Raw genomic sequence first — 22,037 nt, 5'->3', positions numbered from 1 at the left:
GACGAGGGGACAGGTTCATTGTCCCAAATAACATTGGGGACAGTTAACCTGTCCCCATGTCCCGTTTTTCTATGAAAACAACCAAAGAGACACCTGCCATAAAAGGCAGGTGTCTCTTTTTTTGGACACATAGACCCAGATATTTTAAAAAAGAGTGAAAAAGGTCACAAAATTTCGCGTTTTCTGTCGATATAATAAAGGAGTATATAAGAGATGGGGAGATCAATGATGTTCGGAAAAGGAAAGGTTAAGCAGCTGGAAGAGGAAAAACGGGAACTGGAAGAAAAACTCCAGTTTGCTGAAGAAGAGTTTCAGCGCAAGGAAAATTATTATCAGACACTGATTCATTCATTTAATGAAGATTTGACAACAACAGTAAGCCAGCATGAAATAGTTAATGGTCAGCATTATATGCTGGGAGATCTGGTTCTGAAAATAAAAGACGGTTTTGAAAATGTAAAAAAACATAGCGAAGCTACTTTTTCAAACAGCCTCACTCTATCGGATAAAGGGGAAAACCTGATTCAATCTGCAAAAGAGATGGTAAAAAGCTCGGAGGAAGGCCGCGGATCCGTCAGCAAGTCTGAGCAGCTGATCAAGCAGCTGGGAGAGCAGCTGGAAGTGAATTCACAGAAAATGGAGGCGCTGAGCAAACGGTCAAAAGAAATCGAGATGATTGTTCAGGTCATTAAGGATATTGCAGAGCAAACGAATCTCCTGGCATTGAATGCATCCATTGAAGCAGCACGCGCAGGCGAACAGGGCAAAGGATTTGCAGTCGTGGCGGATGAGGTCCGGAAACTGGCTGAAAGCACAGCGACGAGCACCGCGAATATCAGCTCCCTGACGAAAAATATTCAGGACGACATTGAAGCAACATTGAATTCAACAGTCGCAAGCACCGAATTAATTAAAGATGGCATGTCCATCAGCGGCCAAACTACCAGCAAAATTGATTCGATCACGAACCTGATCCATACAGTTGAAACCGAAGTCAGTGAAGTGATTGAAATGATCAACATTCAGAAGGGATATTCCCAGGAGGTGGCAGGTGAAATTACGGATACAAAGTCAGTTTTTGACCAGGTGAACGAACTGATTCAGAGGCATATTGACGATGCCAGAGTTGTTGACGAGAAACTTGAAGGCGCCATCTCGCAGGTACAGGCAGTAAATTACTAAAAGGGGTAAAACTATGAAAAAGAAAAGACAGAAACAAAAAGGGTCGCTGTTTTCATTTACGATTAGAAAGAAATTATTGCTTTCATTTATTATTATTCTATTAATTCCTTCTATTTCCATCGGCTACATATCCTATCAGAAAGCACATGATGAGATAAAGAACCAGATTGAGATGAGTGCAGATGAAAATGTTAAAATTCTTGATCAATTTATTATGAACTTTATTAAACCTAAGATGGAGGATACAAATTATTTTTCCAAACGAATTAAAAAAGAATTTTATATTGAGGAAGAAATAGATAATACAACAAATGCTTTTAGCCAGTATAAAGAGCTTCATCCGGAGGCTGTCGCTATTTATGCAGGCTCTGAAAATGGCGATTTAGTCATCTATCCGCGTGCTGATTTGCCTGCTGACTTTGATGCAACCACACGCCCCTGGTACCAGGGAGCCATGGAGGCAGAGGGAAAAGCCTTCATCACAGAGCCATATGTTGACGCTGTAAGTGGAAATATCCTAATTACAGTAGCCCAAAAGCTTGGCGACAGCTCAGGTGTTATTGGGATTGACTTAAGTCTCTCAGCTCTTAGTGAGCTATCCAATAATATTAAAATTGGAAAAGAGGGCTTTCCTGCCATCTTAAGTGCAGAGGGAAGCTTTTTAGTACACCCGCAGGAGAAGCCGGGCACACAGGCAGAAGGCAGCTGGCTGCCGGAAGTCCTGGAAAAGGAAAAAGGGCAGGTAGAATACACTCTTGATGGAGAAAAGAAGGAAACGCACTTTACCACCAACGAGCTGACAGGTATGAAGGTGCTTGGCACAATGAATCTGGAAGAAGTAACAACAGCCGTACAGCCCATCTTAATGTCGACAATTATATTCATAGCCATTTTCGTAATTATTGGTGCGCTTATTTCATATTTTATTGTCCGTTCGATTACACGCCCGCTCAATCAGCTCATCGCGGCAACCGATAAAGTCAGCGAAGGGGATCTGACCCAGAAGTTTGAGGTGAAAAATAACGATGAAATCAGCAAGCTGGGCATCAGCTTCAATAAGATGGTCGCCTCGCTTCAGCAATTAATCAACCAGGTGAGCGAAAAAGCAGTACACCTGGCATCATCATCAGAACAGCTGACGGCAAGCTCGGAGCAGAACAATATGGCAACCGAACAGGTGGCCAATTCCATCCAGGAAGTAGCTTCTGCAACTGAGCAGCAGACAGAAAAAGTGAAAGAAAGCACCTCTGTCGTCAAAGAAATGTCCGGCCGCATTCAGCGAATTATTCGTAACACAAATGTTGTTGCCGAAACGGCGAATGAGACAAATGAAGTGGTTGTAAAAGGAAATGAAGCCATCGACCTTTCAACAAACCAGATGAAAAATATAAATGTAACAGTCTCAGAACTGGGTTCAATTGTTCATACATTAGGGAAGCGTTCGGAGGAGATTGGCCAGATTGTTAATGTTATTTCTGCCATTGCCGACCAGACGAACCTGCTCGCACTCAACGCAGCCATTGAAGCAGCAAGAGCAGGCGAGCACGGAAGAGGCTTCGCCGTTGTGGCCGATGAAGTCCGCAAGCTCGCAGAACAATCGTCCAAGTCAACCGAAAGCATCCGCGAGCTGATCTCAACGATCCAGACGGATACATACAAAGCCATCTCTTCCATGGAAAAGGGCACGGCTGAAGTAGAAAAAGGAATTGACCTGGTGAATAATGCCGGAGATGCCTTCAGCCACATCCAGCAATTTGCCGACACCGTTTCGGGCCAGATCGCAGAAGTGTCATCATCCATCAGGGACATGGCCGAAGGAGCCGACCAGGTAGTGGAACTTGTCAGCGCAATCGAAGAAATTGCCGCTGTCACGACTGCCGAAAGCCAGGACGTATCTGCCGCTACAGAAGAGCAGCTGGCATCCATGGAAGAAATTGCGGCATCTGCTGCTTCGCTTTCGGGGATGGCGGAGGAACTGCTGGATTCTATTAAGAGGTTTAAAGTGGAGTAAATGTGAGGGGCCCGCCAGGTTTGGCGGGTCTGTTTTATATTTGGATAAGGCTTGGCTGCTGCTGAGGTGGAGGTGGAGGAGGGCAATTGTGAACTCTGCAAATAGGATTGGAAAATTTGCAAATAGATTTATTGGAGCTGCAAATAGAATGGAGATTCTGCAAATAGAATGGGGAAATTGCAAATAGCCAGCAGCTTCCTGCAAATAGAAGATTCGGGGTAATTTTTAGGATTAATAATTGCAAATAGAATTGGAGATTCTGCAAACAGAATGGGGAATTTGCAAATAACCGCCTGCAACCTGCAAATAGAAATCATTCCTCATCCTATAATTGAACCACAGATCGCCAAAACCGTACCCTCACCAAATAAAAAAGCCGCAAAAGCCTATTCAGTGCTTTCACAGCTCTGCGTATTAAGGAAAATAGATTTCCAGACGATTCTTATCTCTCCGCATAATATAGTAATTTTGAAAATCCTCGCCTATCAATATATTACGATACTTCTTCGAGTTGATGGTTACGATTCGTTTTCTATTCTTGATAAAATAAATCTTTCCATGATGCACATAAATCTCATTAAAGCTGATTCCATCCCGATCGATAAGCTCCTCTTCATAATAATAATTCAAAATGACATGCCGGTTTTTATAGTCACACAAAATAGTCAGATCTTTCACTTGTTTTTCCATACCCTCAAAACATACCCCCCGCACCCGCATTGATCGATAAATTGAGAGTCCACTTTATTTCCGAAGTATATGAGCAGTGCTTCAGTTAGGTAGTTATCGGGATTTCCTAAATCAGCTGGTGTGACTATATTGACATAGTACCCTTTAGCTGTCTGGCTGACTGCCGCCATCGCATCGTTGATCAGAAGCTCCAAATCACTAGCAAAATTATCATGCTCAAGTGAAATAGACCAGTTCTTTTCCATATTAGCACCTCAATTCAACCTGATTATAAATTAATTTATTGGAAAAACTTGTGAGTTGTATCACTGTTCAGGGGATTTTTCGTAAATTCGGTGTCTTTTATTTCTTTTAAATGAAAGATTCATCCTGGAGAGTAATCTTGAAGCCGTATAGGGGGATGGTATATGGGTGAATGAGCGGAATTGTGAGTTGGTAATTGACGGTTTAATAAGCCGGAAGTAATCTTGGACTGCAGCCTCATGTGCTAAGGGAGAGGAAAATAAACACATTGGGCAGTGCCATTTCCCCCAATGGAAAATCATCGGAAGGGAAGTGCATTTAGGACAGCTGACACCAGTGAGAATTTCTTCAGCTGAAACATTGAAGTGCTCGAGAATATCGGATTGTGCAGGGATATGTTTTTTTAACAAAGTCCGGCATAGCTTCCGAATCTCCTTAGAGTCAGTTTTTTCTTGAGGGAACTTATTTTCAATGCCATTCATTTTGGATAAAAGGTGATGGGAGTGTAAGACTACCTTAGATATTTGCAGCGGTTCTGTCTCTGCCTTAATAATGGTCGAAGGATGGCTGATTACAACTAAAAATTCCAGTGGAATATCAGGAAAACCATTAAGACCAAGCCAGTTTCTAAACTGGTTCGTCTGATGCCGGGCTTGTGAAATGGGGTCTGGAAATCCTTCCTCTTTGTCGTTATGGATGCGGATAACCTGCTGAAAATGAGGGCTGAAAATCAAGGTGCCTGTCCAATTTTTAACTTCCAATATGAGTCCAAAATTTGCCGTGAGCAGCAATGCGTCTATTTGGAAAAATTGCGATCCGTTTGATAACCGCAAATCATGAAAAATCCAATATTTTTTAGGTTCCAGAAAGCTTAAGTAATAAAATAATCTTTCTTCTCCCTTAAAGCCCGCGCTTCTCTTTTTGTATTCTGAGATTACTTTCTCACGTGCGGGATGCTGTTCGGGGATTCGTCTTAACAATGCCTCAAGCTGGAGGTTCAATTCGGGGACTTTCAGGCTTTTACTAATCAAGTATGCCTCTCCTTTCTGTGTTTACTTAGTTACTTTCGATATAGATGTCTATATACCTCTTTTAGATGGGAGTCTATTTGTGATTTTTCTTGATCTATTTGCAGAATCTCCAACTCTATTAGCAAGTGTAGATCGCGGGCAATTCCACGGTTTCTCAATTTGCAGGAAGCAGGTAGCTATTTGCAATTTACCGGTTCTATTTGCACAAAACCCCCTTCTGTTTGCAAAACCGCCATTCTATTTGCAAGTTCTACTGCCCAATTTGCAAAGTTCACATTCGACATATTTCGGGTGGTGCCTGTCACGAAGGGATGAAGGGACAGATTCCACCCTCAAAACAGAAAGTACCCGCCACATCCCATTTGGATTTGCGGAGGATGATGCGAAGACCATCATAATTAACAGTGAAGGCAATATCCAGCCATCCCGCTTTTTGGGTCGGGATAACTTGTGGGTTTGGTATGCTGTTTTCGAGAAAGATGAAATTAAACTGCCGGTTGAGGTTACTGTTTATGATGCAGAAGGCCGCATTGTTAAGGGAAATGAATAAGTATAACCCCCACTTCCTATTCTATTAGGAAGTTTTTTTATTCCTTGAGTCCAGTCTTTGCAAAAACCCCCTTACATAATTCGGACTTCATTTTGTGCAATACAGGAGTATAATACGTAGTAAGCAGACAATTCGATGAATTTAGAGTCTGACTTTTGCAAACTTACTATTTTAGAATCAGGTAAAGGAGGGAGCGCTCCCGATGATTCTTGACCAGCGCTGCATGGCGATTTTGACGAAAATGGTCCATGCGCCTACACATGTTTCTCCGCAGGAGCTGATGGAAGAATTACAGATTTCCAAGCGGACTGTTTATTATGATGTTGACAAAATTAATAGCTGGCTGAAAGACCAGGGTTTAGATGAACTGAAGTATGTTCGTGCTGCTGGATTTTTTCTCGATGAAGAAGAAAAGCAGCAGATTAAACAGCGGCTGCATTCGTTTGATAAAGCTGGCAGTTATGAGTTTTCACGCAATGAAAGAATGGCCTGGACTGCCATCCTCATCCTTACCCGCGAGAAAACCATTTATCTGCAGGATCTGATGGATAAGCTGGGTGTAAGCAGGAGTACGCTTCTGGCAGATATCAGGGAATTAAAAAAGCAGCTAAACCAGTTCCAGGTTCAATTGAATTTCCATAAACCTTCTGGCTACTATATAGCCGGCGAAGAGCAGGATAAACGGAAAATGCTGATTTACTTTCTTACACAGGTTTTAACCAATCACGGATGGAACGAACTATTATCCGAAGTTCAGTTAACCATTCATGGCGCGCCTGGCCTGTCACCTGAAATGTTTCAGCGTACTGATTTAGAAACAATCTATGAGATTCTGAATGAAAGTGAATCATTTTCCGGCGTTCATTACACAGATGAAGTGATGGAGACGCTAAGCGCCCATATATTTATGCTCATCAAAAGATTCAACCAGGGAAAATACATCAAGATGGATCCTGTTGAAAAGCAGGTCATTAAAGAAACAAAAGAGTACATCGCTGCTCGATTTATTTGCCGGAAAATTGAAAGCGGTTTCCGGATTGAGGTCCCTGATGATGAAGCCTGCTATCTTGCAACCTACCTGTTAGGTGCGAAAATAAGCGACTATGATACACATGAGCTGGAAAATCAGGACCTTGATATCCTCAAATCAATGGCAGTAAGAATGGTCGATGATTTTCAAAAGTATGCCTGTGTTTTTTTTCAAAATCGGAAGGAACTTGAACGGAATCTATTGATTCATTTAAAGCCGGCTTATTTTCGAATCAAATATGGGATCGAACTGGAGAATCCATTATCCAAATCTGTACAGGAGTCCTTTCAGGATTTGTTTATTCTAACCAAAAAAGTGGTTCATCATTTTGAATACGTGCTTGGCAAAAAAGTATCGGATGATGAAGCGGCCTATATTGCGATGCACTTTGGAGGCTGGATTGATAAAGAAGGAGTCAGGGTGGAAGCCCGCAAAAAAGCAGCTGTGGTATGTGCCAGCGGAATCGGCACATCCCGAATCCTTCAGAAGCAAATTGAAGATCTCATGCCGTTTGTCGATGTGGCGCATGTATACACCGTCCGTGAATATGAGAAAGCGTCCCTGGCTGATTTGGATTTTGTCATTTCGACCACGCCAGTATCTCGGAAACATGTACCGGTGTTTATTGTAAACCCGATTCTTAACCCATCTGAGAAGGAATCTCTGCTTAAGCAGGTTCAGGCATCAGAAAAAAGGCCGAAAACAGAAAACATAGAGGCATTGATGGACATTATCCGGAAGCATGCAGATATAAAAGACGAAAGCATGCTGATCCAGGAATTGAAAGTTTACTATCAATCAAATAAAGAAGCAAAAAGTGAGGTGGATCAAAAGCCAATGTTAAATGAAGTTCTCACCGCCGATAAAATTCAATTTGCAGATTCTGCTGCAAGCTGGCAGGAAGCACTGCAAATGGCGTCGCAGCCGCTATTGGCCGATCAATCCATCAGCCAGAATTACATTGATGCCATGATTGAAAACGTGAATGAAATGGGGCCATATATCGTCATCGCGCCTGGAATTGCCCTTCCTCATGCCCGCCCTGAAGCTGGCGTGAACAAGCTGGGAATGAGCTTTCTGCAATTAAAGGAAAGTTGTGCTTTCTCTGAAAAGCCCGAGCATCAGGTAAGGTTACTCTTTGTACTGGCAGCCATCGATAATGAAATCCATTTAAAAGCATTATCCCAGCTGTCCAAAATGCTGTCTGACAGCGATAACCTTGAAAAACTGCAGAATGTGGATACAGCAGCTGACGTATTAGAAATTATTAATCAATATTCACAAGACTAAGGAGGAAATAAAAATGAAAAAAATTCTAGTTGTATGCGGAAACGGACTTGGAAGCAGCTTTATCGTAGAAATGAACGTGAAAACAGTTTTAAGCCAACTGGGAGTGGAAGCAGATGTTTCACATACCGATTTAACAACGGCTAAATCTGAAAAAGCGGATATCTACCTGGGATCTAAAGACTTGATTTCCACTTTGGATGACGGAACAAGAACAATCATTGGTTTGACAAACATCCTTGATCAAAACGAGTTAAAAGCGGCATTGGAATCACATTTATCATAATAGAGAAAGAGCAGGCGATAGACTCGCCCGCTGAAAAAAATAAAAAGAACAAATACAGTATAACCTGAAAACTGGATTGATAGATAGATACAGAGGATTTAAAAAGGAGGGGTAATTATGTTTGATTTCATCATGAATGATATACTGGGCACTCCCGCCATCCTGGTTGGTTTATTCGCCTTGTTTGGCTTGCTTCTGCAGAAGAAGGGAATAGCCGATGTCATATCAGGTACGCTCAAAACGATCATGGGTTTTCTCATCCTCAATGGAGGAGCAAGCATCTTAATAGGCTCGCTTGATATTTTCGGAAAAATGTTTGAAAAGGCATTCCATATCCAGGGTGTCATTCCGAACAACGAAGCCATCGTAGCGATTGCCCAGCAGACATTTGGGAAAGAAACCGCGATGATCATGCTTTTCGGGATGGTCATGAACATTTTAATAGCCCGTTTCACACCATTTAAATATATTTTCCTTACCGGACATCATACTTTATTCATGGCCTGCCTGATCTCTGCTGTATTTGCAACTGGCGGAGTAACAGGGCTTCCATTGATCATTATCGGGTCTATTATTCTGGGATTATTAATGGTATTCATGCCTGCGCTTGTCCAGCCGTATGTACGCGAAATCACTGGCAATGACAGCATAGCTGTCGGCCACTTTGGATCTTTCGGCTACTTTGTTTCCGGCTTTATTGGAAAGCGTGTAGGAGATAAATCCAAATCGACAGAGGATATCAAAGTGCCAAAATCACTTGGATTCCTGCGCGATACATCTGTTGCGATGTCTCTGACAATGACGATTCTCTTCCTGGTTGTGGCGCCGATCGCCGGAAAAGGCTATGTGGAATCTGAACTGAGCGGCGGAGTGAACTTCCTTGTATTCTCGCTTATGCAGGCCATTACGTTTGCAGCTGGTGTATATGTGGTCCTTGCCGGTGTACGGATGCTGATAGCAGAAATCGTGCCAGCTTTTAAAGGAATCGCTGATAAAGTGGTAAAAGATGCGAAGCCTGCCCTTGATTGTCCGGCAGTGTTCCCTTTTGCGCCAAATGCAGTTATTATCGGATTCCTATTCAGCTTCGTAGCTGGTTTGCTTTCCATGTTTCTTCTTCCAGTATTAGGGCTGAAGATAATTGTGCCAGGCCTGATTCCGCACTTCTTCACAGGTGCGGCGGCAGGGGTATTCGGTAACGCGACTGGAGGCAGAAGGGGAGCGATGATCGGAGCGTTCGCAAACGGTCTATTAATCTCATTCCTTCCGGCCTTATTGCTTCCGGTTCTTGGATCACTTGGATTTGAAGGAACTACCTTTGGAGACTCGGACTTTGGGATTGTGGGGATTTTATTGAGCTTCCTTATTAAACTATTTTCTTAATCTGGTTATTATTGGGACTTCACTTTGATGTGGAGTCCCCTTTCTTGGTTTTTCGACAAAATTCGGGTGGTACCTGTCACTAGGAAATTTCTCCATTTAAATGATAATATAGTAACAGGGAGGGTGATGTATGAGGAAGGTTTTGTTTTTTGTTTTTGCAGCCCTGGTTTTGGCCGCTTTGAGCGGGTGCAATAAGGAGATTAAGCCGCAGGATCGCTTTTCGCAGTATGTGGAGCACTGGAATAAGCAGGAGTTTGAAAAGATGTATGAATTCCTGTCGGAGGATGCGAAGCAGTCGATCAGCAAAAAGGATTTTGCAGCCCGTTATGAAAAGGTTTATAAGGATTTAGAGATAGATAATCTGAAGGTAACATACAAGCCGGATATGGAAAAGGAATACAAAAAAGAAGAGAAGGCAAGTTTTCCTTTTTCAGCAAGCATGGACAGTGCAGCCGGCAAGATTGAGTTTACACATGATGCCAAGCTTGTGAAGGAAGAAGCGAAAGAAGAAGACAACTGGTTTGTTGCCTGGGATACGACTTATATTTTCCCGGAGCTGGGGCCGGAGGATAAAATCAGCTATTCCACTGTTCCGGCACAGCGCGGGGATATTGTGGACCGGACAGGTGACCCGCTTGCCTTAAATGGCACCCTTTATGAAATCGGTGTCGTGCCTGAACAGATGGGTGACCAGAAGGAACAGACCATCAAAGGGTTGTCTGCAGCCTTGGGAATGTCAGAAGAGCAGATTAATAAAAGCTTGAATGCGAGCTGGGTGCAGCCGGGATACTTTGTGCCAATTAAAAAGGTTTCACCGGATGATCAGGAAACACTTAACAAGGTGTTTACTCTAAATGGCGTTCTGAAGCAGGATGTCAAAGGCAGAGTCTATCCGATGGGGGAATCAGCGGCCCATCTAATCGGTTATGTCGGAACGATCACAGCTGATGAAATGAAAGAGCGGGAAGGCTATTCCAGCACCGATATAATCGGAAAAAGAGGGATGGAACAGGTTCTGGAAGAACGATTAAAAGGGAAGAATGGAATCAAAATCGGTATTCAGAAGAAAGATGGTTCTGAAGTTGTTCTCGCTGAAAAGCCGGTAGAGAACGGTGAAACAATTCAGCTTACCATTGATATGAATCTGCAGAGATCTCTTTACACTGAACTGGAAGGAAAACCAGGAACTGCTTCAGCGATCGATCCGGTAACCGGAAATACACTGGCGCTCGTCAGCAGCCCGAGCTTCGACCCGAACCAGGCTTCACTAGGTTTCACCGCGGATGAATGGAAGGCGATTGAAGCGAATAAGGACATGCCCCTTCTGACACGGTTCAAGCAAACCTATGCCCCGGGTTCCGTGATGAAGCCGCTGACAGGCGTGATCGGACTGACAGAGGGAACATTAACCCTTGATGAAACCATTAATGTCAAAGGCCTCCAATGGCAGAAGGACAGTTCATGGGGCGGATATAAAGTCACTCGTGTCAAAGATCCGGGCGGACCGGTTAACTTTGAAAAAGCGATGATGTATTCGGATAATATCTATTTTGCCCAGCAGGCCCTAGAGCTGGGAAAAGAAAAGTTTTCAGCCGGACTCAAGAAATTCGCGTTTGAAGAGGAAATTCCATACGCATTCCCGCTGGAACAATCCAAGATTGGCGGCCTGGACACGGAGATCCTGCTCGCTGACTCCGGCTACGGCCAGGGTCAGGTGGAAATGAGCATTGTCCATCTTGCAGCATCCTACACACCATTCATCAACAAAGGCTCCATGATCAAACCTGTTCTCCTGGAAGAAGAGGAAAAGGGACAGGTGCTGAAGGAAGGCGTAATGAGCGAAGAAACAGCCAGCACGGTGGCAGCCGCGATGGCTAAAGTCATCCAGGATCCAGGCGGAACTGGACGTGCAGCTTATATGAAGGATTACCCGCTGGCCGGGAAAACCGGAACAGCAGAACTGAAGAAAAGTGCGGATGAAAAAGGCCAGGAAAATGGTCTGTTTGTTGCCTATAATCCGCAATCTCCAAAGCTGCTGATCGCGATGATGATAGAGGGCGTTGAAGACAGCGGCGGATCGAAAGTGGTCGTGGAGAAAGTGAAGAAGGTATTTGAGGAACATAAAGGGCGGTTTTAATAGAATTTGTTTGAAGGGTCTGCATTCAGAAAAGGGTGCAGGCTTTTTTTATGCCCGGCGAAATATTATAACCTGATGAGGACCTTGTACTATCAAGTAAATAGATTTCATGATACTGCAAATAGCCAGCATGATCTTGCAATTAGATATCTAATCTTGCAAATAGCAGTCTTAATCTTGCAAATAGAAGAGAAAAACTTGTAAATAGAGCACAAGTTTCATAACTGCCGGACATATTTATAAAACAAAAGTAATATTATTTTAAGATTTTATCGAAAATTGTTGAAATAAATAGCCGAAAAGTCTTATTATAATAGTAACAAAAAACAAATATTCGGCAAACTTATTGAAAAGTAAGGACGCAAAGCCACGAGTCTAAGGTCATGGACTATGATAGTCGGGTTGCAGGTGTTATTGGGGCCGGAAACTAGACCCCAAACTCATTGTAACCGGAAATCAGGTCTGTCCTTTGACAGGCCTCTTTGCTGTTTAAAGGTTTGTTAATGTTTAGATAGGGAAACGAATTAATGACTGAAAAATCTAATAATAGGAGGAGAATTTATTGGGTGTAATATTTGGAACGGTGGAATACTTTGAAAAAGAGATTAAAGCATACGTGGCAAATAATCGCTTAAAGGAATCAAAACTCGAAAGGCTGAAAAAGATTACATCTGAACTTGAAAATGAACTGCTATATGACTTCTCTTGTCATGAAAGGTTAAGACAGGAATGCCTGAAGAACCTTTCTGAAGCATATGGCAAGATGATACAGGGGAAGGCAGTAGCTATGTAATTTGGTTTCCTTCTAACGCTCCAGTTTTATCTTCTTGAAAGCTTCTGCAGATCAATCCCTCCCTGCATGTTTTCATACAAAAAACAGTGCATCCCCCATCAGGAATGCACTGTTTATTAGTTATAACCCTAAATGTCCCTTCAGCTCACCCTGCACCCGCTGCCTTTCTTCATCAGGCACTATCAGATACCAGATGTCTCCGATATACTGGCCATCGCCTTCTATGGTCAGCTGCTGAATGTTATTTCTTGTGTCTTTATAATTCTTTTGAATACCCATCATTTCTTTAAAGGTAATATCAGTTTTCACGTTTTTGCCGAGCGCTGCAAAGATGTCATCAAAACGAGTCAGGGAGCTGAAGCTCGCCCCTTTGTTAATAACACCCTGGATGACCTGGCGCTGTCTTTGCTGGCGGCCAAAATCTCCATTCGGGTCATTCTTTCTCATCCTCACATACGACAATGCTTCGCTTCCGTTAAGGTGAATGCTTCCCTCGTTAAAGTGGAATTTTCCCATGTTGAAGTCTGTTTCGTTGGTTACATCAATCCCGTTGACAGCATCCACAATATCCTTGAATCCGTCCATATTCATTTTAATATAATAATCGATCGGGATATCCAGGAAATCTTCTACCGTATTAATGGCCATCTCGACATCGCCAAAAGCATAGGCATGATTGATTTTATCTTCCGTTCCTTGCCCAATGATGCCGGTCCGTGTATCTCTGGGAATGCTCAGCATTTTTACTGATTTCAGGTCGGGATTAACAGTCAGCACAATCATCGTGTCCGATCGGCCTTTATCTCCCTGGCGCTCGTCCACTCCAAGCATTAGGACCGAAAAAGGCTCTCTTTCTTCCAAGGTGACCGTTTCTTCACGCTTCTCCGATTTTTCCCGCTGAATCGGCTCCTGCATGGTATCAACAGCAGAAGTCAAAGAGTCATATACATAAAAAGCATAAGCGCCAGCACCTAATAGCAATGTAATAAAAAACAGCGCGATAACAAGAGTCCACTTTTTTCGTCCCTTTTTGGCAGCCATATGATTTCACCTCAAATTAAAATCCTAGATCGATAATACCACAATTATAATGAAAAAGAACTATCCTGAATGTCCCCTCAGCAGAAGTATTATCTGTACTTAAAATTGTATTTATTTACCTATAGAATTTAAAGAAATCCGGGAATATAATCAAATGGAATTTATTATCAGTTCAGTTAAAAGGAGGAGAGTTATATGAAACCTGCCAGAAAGGTGATCTCGTGTCTTGCAGGAGCAGCCATCTTTTCAGCGGTACTTTTTTCAAGCGGAGAAGAACCTGCTAAAGCCGCAGCATCATCAGCATACACTGAAAAGCTCGTAAGGCAATCGGAGAGTTATGCAGGATCTCTTAAGTGGGCCATATCTATTGAAGGAACAGGTGATGGCAAGACTATACCATGGGGTTATTATAATGGAACGAAGGCAGCCTATGCTAATGCAAAAAAGGCAGTCGGGAGCCTTCCGCAAAGTGCAAAGAAAACGGAGCTTCTAAATCGCCTGGAGAAAAATGTGAACTTATATATCAGTGTGCAGCCTGGCAAGACAGGCCGGGCAGTCGCTTATATCGATGCGATCAATGCAGGTGCAAAAATAGAGAAAGCAAAACTCTCCCTGAAAAACCAGCTGGACAAAAATATCATAAATGATGAAACAGAAAGGTTATATCATAATCTGTCATGGGAGCTTAAAAAGCAATCGTATCTCTTGGACAGAGTATACGGCCTGACCACCCGTGACTTAATTCGGCAGCATTTTAAAAAATCGGCCGAGCAGGTGCGCGGACAGGCGCTTTATCCCGTTTCCATTAAAATGGCATTAGATAAAGTAAAAGCAAGTATAGACAGCGGAAATTTACCTGAATCCAAAAGATATCTGGATGAAACATATGCTTTATTTGTTAATGGGGAAAAGACAGGAAATCTGCTGCCTTCCTCAGCCATCTATCAGACTTTAATGAAAACATACGAAGAATATAAAACGCTGATCAGCGAATGGGAGCAGAAAGAAGTAACGCTGGAGTCGGCATTTGTACGTTATTCAGGCAGTGAAGGAACCCGCCTGACGATCAGTAAAAACCATACCATGATGCTGAGTTTGACAGATGCCTATCCGCTCGAATCATTGGAATTACATTTATCTGCACCAGCAAAAAAAGCAGTTGTATATGTTACCAGGGAGATGAATGGAGAAGAAATCACTGAAAAAATTCACTCAGTGGAAAAAGCTGACCGGCTTTCAGCAGATTTATCTCAATCTGAGCTTTTCAAGCTGCCCGACCCAACTCTAAAAGAGAATGACGGAGCTCCTGGCCGCACTTTCCGCTTTAAAGTCGATGTTACAAACCTCTCCGGTGAAACAAAATCTTATTACGCAAATCTGGGAATCGGGGCTTTCAAATACGGAAGCGGCTTTAAAAGCGGAACCTATTACACTGACTATGGCTACTCAATCGATGTGGCAGGGGCGTTCACACTCTTTGACCATGGCAATGGCTTAGTCTATATTCCGAGAGACGAAAGCTGTTTGATTGATGACCCAATAAAGGGAACAGTCATATGTGATCCGACCGGACACTTAAGCCTCAGAACGCTTGAACAGGGAACAGATATAGAAGCCATGAGGCTTGAGGCACTGCAATCATACGGCACACCAGTGAAGGACGTGGAGGAAGAACTGCTTCCAGATACTCTTTATCATGTTCATACTGCTGTCAATGGGTTTTACTTGTATGAGATGGTCATAAACCACAATGGCCGGCTCCTGCAGATTAATTATTCCATTGAGGGCAATGCGGATTATGTGCGGGCTGGAATTGAATCGATGTTAAAGAGCATTAAATAAAAACCTATATAAACATTTTCTATGAAAAGGCTCTCCTATACGGGAGCTTTTTTAACGGGTAATTGTGAGCAATGCAAATAGCAGGCAGAATTCTGCAAATAGATTTCAATTTTGGCAAATAGAAGGTCAGCAACTGCAAATGGAATCCCATACCTGCAAATAGAGAAAGGAATTCTGCAAATAGAACTTTCAGACTAATCGTACAACTGTAAAATAAGGACTATTGTCTCAAATTTTCTAATCTATCACCTTACTATTACCTGCGCCGAAATATTTACAGTATAATAACCTTGATAAAAAATGGAAGGATGGTACAAAAAAGTGAAAAAATGGTTAACTGTTATTCTATCTTTCTTAATGCTGTTCGGATTTACAGCACCTGCGGCAAGCGCGGCCGAAAGCAATACGTTCTGCAATCAGTACAAAGGTGTAAAGAAGATCTGGTGGGACGGAGTGGAATTAAAGTCCGGCCAGATTGGACGTTTGACGGTCCTTAAAGACACAACTCTTTACAAACTTCAGGGAGAGAAAAAAGTCCCTTCCCGCACATTGAAGAAAGGTGAGTTTTACCGTATATATGCCTTTAAGCCAGGCAAGCTGAGTGTAGGGGGCGGCTATTATGTGGACCGCGACTCAAAGGTAAAATATGAAACGCCAAGCAAAACGAAGTTAAGAGCAGCTCAATGCATCCATAATCCTTATGGAAAAAAGGGCAACCCAACCACAGTTGGCGTTACCTGGGACATGACGGCCAATGACTGGATGGATGGCAAAAAGAAATACCAGATTACAATGACAGAAGCCGTAACAGATGCGAATCAGGCGTGGAAGATGATCGAGCAGGCAAATATGTTCAATTCTCCTCCGCCGGCAGGAAAGAAGTATATTCTTGCTAAATTCAAAATAAAATTAATTGAGTTTGAAGGAAAGACATTTGACTCCTGGTCAGTCAGTCAGGCCATGTTTGATACGGTCACACAAAAAGGGACGCTGAATGATCATTACATCGGCATTGTACCTCCAAGCCCTGAACTCCAGGAGCTTTATAAAGGCGGCCAGACTGAAGGATGGGTTCCGTTTGTTGTGGATGCCAATGACAATCCTTATATCGTCTGGAATCGCGGCTGGGAAGATGAGCTTTGGTTTAAAGTACAGTAATAAATGGATGGGGCCTTCTCTTATGAGAGGGCTTTTTTCACTGCAGAATATCACCCTCTCATCCGATAAGATAAGTAGAATTCAATCTAGAGAGGATGGACAAGCATGCATTTAAAAAGATATTTATCTGTTTTATTGGCTCTGATTCTATTAGTTAATGTCCCTGCTGCATCAGCATCGGCAGGGCCGGTTGAAGAAGCAAGGGAGCTCATCCGGGATTATTATGTGGAGGAGCTGCCGGACTGGGTCCTGGCCAAGCCCTCGATTAAGGAAATGGTCCGGTACCTGGATCTATATTCAGTTTACATGTCATCTGAAGAGTTTGCGGAATTTACGAATGCCATTGAACAGCAGCTGGTCGGCATTGGCGTGGTTTTAGAGGAGAGTGAAAATGGGATCCGGATCATGTCAGTTATACCGGAAGGCCCTGCGGCAGCAGCCGGACTGAAACCGGGGGACATCTTAGTGAAGGCGGATGGAACCAGTCTTGCTGGTGAGTCCGTACAGACCGCGATTTCACTTATAAGCGGAAAAGAAAACACCAGTGTTACGCTTACTCTTATCAATAGTGAAACCGGCAGCCTGCAGACAATAACCATTCCGCGCAAGGTGATTAAGCTTCCTAATGTGGAATCCCGCATGCTCGGCGGGAATATTGGCTATATCCGCTTAAACAGCTTTTCTATGAATGCGTCCGAGGAGATTGCCGCGTCCATTCAGAAGCTTGGGCCGGCAAATGGCTGGATCTTTGATATCACCAATAATGGCGGCGGTTATGTTTCTGCAGCTCAGGAGACAGCGGGCTTTTTTCCCGGAGTTACGAAAGCGTTTCAGCTGAGATACAAAGGAAATCAGGCACAGGTTTATCAGGCGATTCAGCAGCCTGTGGGCTTCACCTCACCAGTGCATATTTTAATCAATGGAAACAGTGCCAGTGCCTCTGAAATGGTCTCCGCTTCCGTTAAGGAACAAAAAGGAGCTGTTCTATACGGCCAGAACACATTTGGGAAAGGATCCATGCAATCACTGTTTACCTTGAGTGATCAGAGTGTTCTTAAACTGACCACCGCCAAATTCTTCTCGCCGAAGGGATCTCCAGTCCATGAAATTGGCGTTGCTCCGAACATTGAGACAGCTGCAGGCGAAGAACTGTTCATCTCACACCGTGATCAGCTGGTAAGCGGCCTTAAGGGATACAGGAAGCTGCCGGCATTACAAAATGTCCCAGTCACCAAGACCTTCACTGTGAAAATGAATGCCGGCATGCAATGGGACGGCTTAAAGAAGGGGGATGTTCAGCTGATCCAGCTTGGCGGCGGTGAAAAAGACATAGAAGTGGAAATCTCTGACGAAAAAACGATTAAAATCATTCCGAAGAAACCGCTTGCTTCTAAAGGAAAATACCTGCTGATCATCCATCCAAACTGGAAAGGATTAAATGACCGGAAGATGAATGAAGGCATCTGCTTAGAAGTAACGGTTCAATAATAAAATTACCAATATTATCATAATGAAATTATCATAATTACAAATTATGATAAAGACATTCTGGAAGTTTATAAAAATTTTGGAAGTTTATAAAAATCATAGAAAAGGTGGAATAAACAAGTGGGTAAAAAAATCAGAAAGACAGTTAAATTGGCAGGAGCAGCAGCCATTGCAGCAACCGCTTTTGCAGCCGTTAATCCTGCTCAGGCAGATGCAGCTTCTGCAGCCGAGAATCTGGTCTTAAAAGCAGAACAAAGCAAAGTGCCTCTTATCCGTGCAACATCAGTGGACTATGATGCCGATGCCGTTACACAGCCATGGACTCTTTATAACAAGGCAAAAAAAGATTACGCAGCAGCTAAAGCAGCAGTCAATAAATTATCAGGAAAGCAGAAAGTACAGCTAAGCGCGAGACTGGATACGGTAAAGCTTTATATTGACCGTACAGCTGCCTATATTGATGCCATTTCTTCCGGCAATAAACTTCTAAAAGGCACTGGTGAAATGGAGAAGTATTTGGAAGAAGGAAAAATGGCAGAAGCAACAGCTGCTTATCATAAACTTTCATATGAAATAAAGAAGCAGGCAATCATTCTTTACCGTGTGTATGGACAGTCTACAAGACAGGCCATTCTAGATACCTACAAGGCGCCTGCAGAGGATGCGAAGTTTCAGGCCCTTTACCCTGTAAGCATTCACATCGAATTGGACCGATATGAAGCGGCACTGGAGAAGGAAGATTTTGACCAGGTGGCAAAGCACGATAAAAATGTAAATGAGTGGCTGGAGTATGTTGATAATGAGGAGCTCTATGACCTGCTGTCAGACCGGTACAGAGAGATCATCGCTTCTTACACGGATGGCCTTGAAGATGTAGTTGAAATCGGGTTTTATGAAGATGCTTATTATGTAACCAATCTGCCTGGAATGACAGCATATGATATGATTGGCTTCTTTGACAGTGAAGGAAATGAATTGTTTATCGATGGTGTGGAAAATGACTTTATCATTAAAGATGACAAGGGGTACTTCACAGACCTTGGATCTCTTGCACCGGCATATGCAAAAGACGGTCTTAAAGAAACAGGTCCTGTTAAAATCCAGCTGTTCGACCGTGACACAAACGAATTAATTCTGGAAGAGACAATTGAGGTGAAAGACGGAACTCAGCTTTACAGCCTGGAAAAAGGGAAAATCGTAAACGCTGAAGGCAAGGATGCTGCCTATACAGTAACTGGGCAAACCTATCAGTTCACACCGTCTGAGGCGATGACACTAAACGGAGATATCATTGGTGATGGAAAAGACGAAGAACTAAAGCTAAGCCAGTTCCCTGGCATAACGTTTAAATCTTCTGATGTAACAAAGTTCGTCGTGAACGCATCCGGGAAAATTACGCCTGTGGCACCTGGTAAGGCTAGTTTAATCGTGACATGGAACGAAATGGAATATAAGCTTCCAATCGAAGTGAAATCTGCTTCTGCAGTTGCAGAATTTGGACTGGCTTCCGGGAAAACAAAGATTCTCTTAAGCGGTGACACTGATTTTGACAGCTTAATTGATGCAGGATACTTCACGGCAAAAGATCAATATGGAAATGAAGCGGATTTGAAAAGTGTAAATGCCCAGCTGTTTACCAGCCAAGAGTCTGTCTTCACAGCAAGCGGTGAAAACATCACCGTGAAGGGGAAAGACGGGGATACAGCTTCCCTGATTGTGAAAATAAACGGCATCGTGAAATCAATTCCAGTTGCACTTGATAAAATGGCTCCTGTTTTAGAGGGTGCTGCTGATCAATCTGCTGTGAATCAGGCCGTAACGGTATCCACAAAAGCAGCCGATGTAGCTTCTGTGTCAGCAGCCAAAAATGGTACAGCCATAACTGGATATACATTAGCCACACCTTTATCAGATGAAGGAATGTATGAAGTAACCGCAATAGATTTTGCCGGCAACAAGAGTGTTCTTAAGTTTGAGATCGATAAAACAGCGCCGGCATTAACGGTTTCAGGAACGGCGGGCGCTCCAGTGATCACAGCATCTGAAGCTCTTTATTACAAGGACTCAGCCGGAAAGCTTACAGCGATTAAGAGCGCTGAGCTTGACGAAACTCAGGCCAATGCCCTGTTTACTTACACAGGAGCAGGGAAACTGAAAACTGCAACTGTCAATGCTGATCAGCATAAGTGGTCATTTGCAACAGAAGGTACCGTGACGGGTGATACGGTTCTTTACGACGATGAGGAATTGTTTGATAAGGCAGGAAATAAGCTTGCCGGAACTGTTAAGGCAACGTTTAATGGGACAGCTTGGGTGTTAAGCACACAATAAGATAAGGAAAAATAGCCGGACTCTCTTGATGAGGGTCCGGCCATTTTTGTGCGCCCGGCATGGGTGTAATCTTTAGGGTGCGAGTCCCGAACCGTGAAGGCAGAAGTAGCGGTTAGCTTAACGCAAGGGTGTCCGTGGTGACGCGGAATCTGAAGGAAGCGGGCGGCAAACTTCCGGTCTGAGGGACACGAACTTCATATTAGGCTAGGTATCATTGGATAAGTTTGCAAAACAAAACAAAGTCCTTTCTGCCAAAGGTGATACAGAGTAAATGAAGCAGATAGATGGAAGGAAAGATTGCACTCTTACCCGGGGAGGTCTGGTTGAAAAGCCGAGCACACTCGGTAACCTTCTCTGAGAAGAGGAGCTGAACAATCAGAAGTCAGCAGAGGTCATAGTACCTGGCGAGCTATAGATCGCCAGGGAAGGACTGAACATTTAGGAAGAATAGACACTAGGCGTTCACTGTTTATGATGACACAGACAATCCGACAGGACTTACTTAAAGGAGGAAGTGGTGAATCCCACGGGGGACTTTAAGAGGGTGGAATAAACAGTGGCACAAATAGAATGACTATTCACGCGAAAGGATTGTATCAATATGATGGAACGACTACTGTCGCGGGAAAATCTTCTGTCGGCACTACAAAGAGTCGAAAAGAATAAAGGCAGTCATGGTGTAGATGAAATGCCCGTCAAATTCCTGCGAGCGCATCTTCTGCAGCATTGGCAAGAAATCCGACATTCCATAGAGGCTGGAACCTATGAGCCTATGCCAGTCAGACGTGTCGAAATCCCGAAACCAAATGGCGGCGTACGGTTACTAGGCATTCCTACCGTGACAGATCGGTTCATCCAACAAGCAATCGCCCAAATACTAACCCCAATCTATGATCCATTCTTTTCCGAGCATAGTTATGGATTCAGACCTAGAAGAAGAGCACATGACGCTGTGAAGAAAGCACAAGGATATATAGAAGAAGGACACAGATGGGTAGTAGATATGGATTTAGAGAAGTTCTTCGATAAGGTGAATCATGATCGGCTGATGGGGCTTTTAGCCAAAAGAGTCAAGGACAAAACGATTCTAAAGTTAATTAGAAAATACTTAGAATCAGGAGTCATGATCAATGGGCTGGAAGTGATTAGTGAAGAAGGCGTACCACAGGGTGGTCCATTGAGTCCTCTGTTGTCGAACATCATGTTAGATGAATTAGACAAAGAACTCGAAAGCCGAGGGCATAAGTTTGTCCGGTACGCAGACGATTGTGTGCCACGAAAGCAACCAAAGTGTGCGTAAGCACACTAAGGAAGCTATGCTGCACTCAAGATGAGAGTAGGCCTCTCGCAATCGCTATACAGGTAGAGATTGCAAACCACCTTAAGGTGCTGTAGTCAAAAGCTATGGTACTGAGCGTTAAGGAAAAGGCAGAGCGAGACTCTGTCAGGTATGTATTAAGGAGACGAAAACCATTGAACCGCTGAAGAAGTATCGAAAGCGTATAGGTGTCATCAAAACTGAGGGGGAGTCGTTAACTCAGGATAAGTTCGGAGGAA

The 22,037-nt window shown here is 43.4% G+C and carries 16 protein-coding genes, 1 pseudogene and 1 riboswitch; of the genes and pseudogenes, 13 read left to right on the top strand and 4 right to left on the bottom strand.

What is annotated here, in order from left to right; all coding sequences use genetic code 11:
- The first annotated feature begins 213 nt into the window (after positions 1-213).
- Both BFI01S_RS04950 and BFI01S_RS04945 read left to right on the top strand, forming a co-directional pair.
- Positions 214-1,182, top strand: a complete 969-nt coding sequence (locus BFI01S_RS04950) for a methyl-accepting chemotaxis protein (RefSeq protein ID WP_235831102.1) — start codon at positions 214-216, stop codon at positions 1,180-1,182.
- A 13-nt stretch (positions 1,183-1,195) separates the two neighbouring features.
- Positions 1,196-3,193 (top strand): methyl-accepting chemotaxis protein, encoded by a 1,998-nt coding sequence (locus BFI01S_RS04945; protein ID WP_061791609.1) that lies wholly within the window; start codon positions 1,196-1,198, stop codon positions 3,191-3,193.
- A 414-nt stretch (positions 3,194-3,607) separates the two neighbouring features.
- Here BFI01S_RS04945 and BFI01S_RS04940 read toward each other — a convergent pair whose 3' ends face one another.
- The 3 genes from BFI01S_RS04940 to BFI01S_RS04930 are packed head-to-tail and all read right to left on the bottom strand — an operon-like array spanning position 3,608 to position 5,157.
- Positions 3,608-3,883 (bottom strand): hypothetical protein, encoded by a 276-nt coding sequence (locus BFI01S_RS04940; protein WP_061791608.1) that lies wholly within the window; start codon positions 3,881-3,883, stop codon positions 3,608-3,610.
- Complete coding sequence (locus BFI01S_RS04935) at positions 3,868-4,128, bottom strand: CGCGG family putative rSAM-modified RiPP protein (protein WP_061791607.1); 261 nt, start codon at positions 4,126-4,128, stop codon at positions 3,868-3,870. The genes BFI01S_RS04940 and BFI01S_RS04935 overlap by 16 nt, the downstream gene beginning before the upstream one ends.
- Before the next feature lie 60 nt (positions 4,129-4,188).
- Positions 4,189-5,157 carry a nuclease-related domain-containing protein gene (locus tag BFI01S_RS04930; RefSeq protein ID WP_061791606.1) on the bottom strand — a complete coding sequence of 323 codons (969 nt, stop codon included), beginning with the start codon at positions 5,155-5,157 and terminating at the stop codon, positions 4,189-4,191.
- Positions 5,158-5,236: 79 nt separating this feature from the next.
- Between BFI01S_RS04930 and BFI01S_RS23650 the strand changes: the two genes are divergently transcribed.
- From BFI01S_RS23650 to BFI01S_RS04900, 6 genes are all read left to right on the top strand, one after another.
- On the top strand, positions 5,237-5,707 hold the full coding sequence (locus BFI01S_RS23650; protein WP_174521682.1) for a hypothetical protein: 471 nt from the start codon (positions 5,237-5,239) through the stop codon (positions 5,705-5,707).
- A gap of 202 nt (positions 5,708-5,909) precedes the next feature.
- Positions 5,910-8,027, top strand: coding sequence for a BglG family transcription antiterminator (locus BFI01S_RS04920; protein ID WP_061791605.1), 2,118 nt, complete (start codon positions 5,910-5,912; stop codon positions 8,025-8,027).
- 13 nt (positions 8,028-8,040) lie between these two features.
- Positions 8,041-8,310 carry a PTS sugar transporter subunit IIB gene (locus BFI01S_RS04915; protein WP_009332100.1) on the top strand — a complete coding sequence of 90 codons (270 nt, stop codon included), beginning with the start codon at positions 8,041-8,043 and terminating at the stop codon, positions 8,308-8,310.
- A gap of 117 nt (positions 8,311-8,427) precedes the next feature.
- Positions 8,428-9,690: a PTS ascorbate transporter subunit IIC gene (gene ulaA / locus BFI01S_RS04910; protein WP_061791604.1), complete on the top strand. Its 1,263-nt coding sequence runs from the start codon at positions 8,428-8,430 to the stop codon at positions 9,688-9,690.
- Between the two features lie 130 nt (positions 9,691-9,820).
- Positions 9,821-11,827, top strand: coding sequence for a penicillin-binding transpeptidase domain-containing protein (locus tag BFI01S_RS04905; protein ID WP_061791603.1), 2,007 nt, complete (start codon positions 9,821-9,823; stop codon positions 11,825-11,827).
- Positions 11,828-12,153: 326 nt separating this feature from the next.
- Positions 12,154-12,237, top strand: a riboswitch (cyclic di-GMP riboswitch).
- Between the two features lie 152 nt (positions 12,238-12,389).
- Entirely contained in the window at positions 12,390-12,620 is a 231-nt protein-coding gene (locus BFI01S_RS04900) for a hypothetical protein (protein WP_035327695.1), read from the top strand.
- Positions 12,621-12,740: 120 nt separating this feature from the next.
- On the opposite strand, the gene tagU is transcribed toward BFI01S_RS04900, so the two are convergent.
- Positions 12,741-13,661: a polyisoprenyl-teichoic acid--peptidoglycan teichoic acid transferase TagU gene (tagU, locus tag BFI01S_RS04895; RefSeq protein ID WP_061791602.1), complete on the bottom strand. Its 921-nt coding sequence runs from the start codon at positions 13,659-13,661 to the stop codon at positions 12,741-12,743.
- A 195-nt stretch (positions 13,662-13,856) separates the two neighbouring features.
- Here tagU and BFI01S_RS04890 point away from each other — a divergent pair, with 195 nt between their 5' ends.
- From BFI01S_RS04890 to ltrA, 5 genes and pseudogenes are all read left to right on the top strand, one after another.
- Entirely contained in the window at positions 13,857-15,503 is a 1,647-nt protein-coding gene (locus tag BFI01S_RS04890; protein WP_061791601.1) for a hypothetical protein, read from the top strand.
- Between the two features lie 321 nt (positions 15,504-15,824).
- Complete coding sequence (locus BFI01S_RS04885; protein ID WP_061791600.1) at positions 15,825-16,661, top strand: hypothetical protein; 837 nt, start codon at positions 15,825-15,827, stop codon at positions 16,659-16,661.
- Between the two features lie 105 nt (positions 16,662-16,766).
- The gene (locus BFI01S_RS04880) at positions 16,767-18,149 is read left to right on the top strand and encodes a S41 family peptidase (RefSeq protein WP_061791599.1); all 1,383 of its coding nucleotides are present in this window, start codon (positions 16,767-16,769) and stop codon (positions 18,147-18,149) included.
- Between the two features lie 120 nt (positions 18,150-18,269).
- Entirely contained in the window at positions 18,270-20,480 is a 2,211-nt protein-coding gene (locus BFI01S_RS04875; protein WP_061791598.1) for a hypothetical protein, read from the top strand.
- A gap of 601 nt (positions 20,481-21,081) precedes the next feature.
- Positions 21,082-21,750, top strand: a pseudogene (gene ltrA / locus BFI01S_RS04870) (group II intron reverse transcriptase/maturase); the annotation flags it as partial.
- Between the last annotated feature and the right edge of the window lie 287 nt (positions 21,751-22,037).

Origin of the sequence: Cytobacillus firmus NBRC 15306, assembly GCF_001591465.1 — a bacterium.
In the GTDB taxonomy this organism is placed as follows: Bacteria; Bacillota; Bacilli; order Bacillales; family Cytobacillaceae; genus Cytobacillus; species Cytobacillus firmus.
This window is presented reverse-complemented; position numbering and strand designations above follow the sequence as displayed.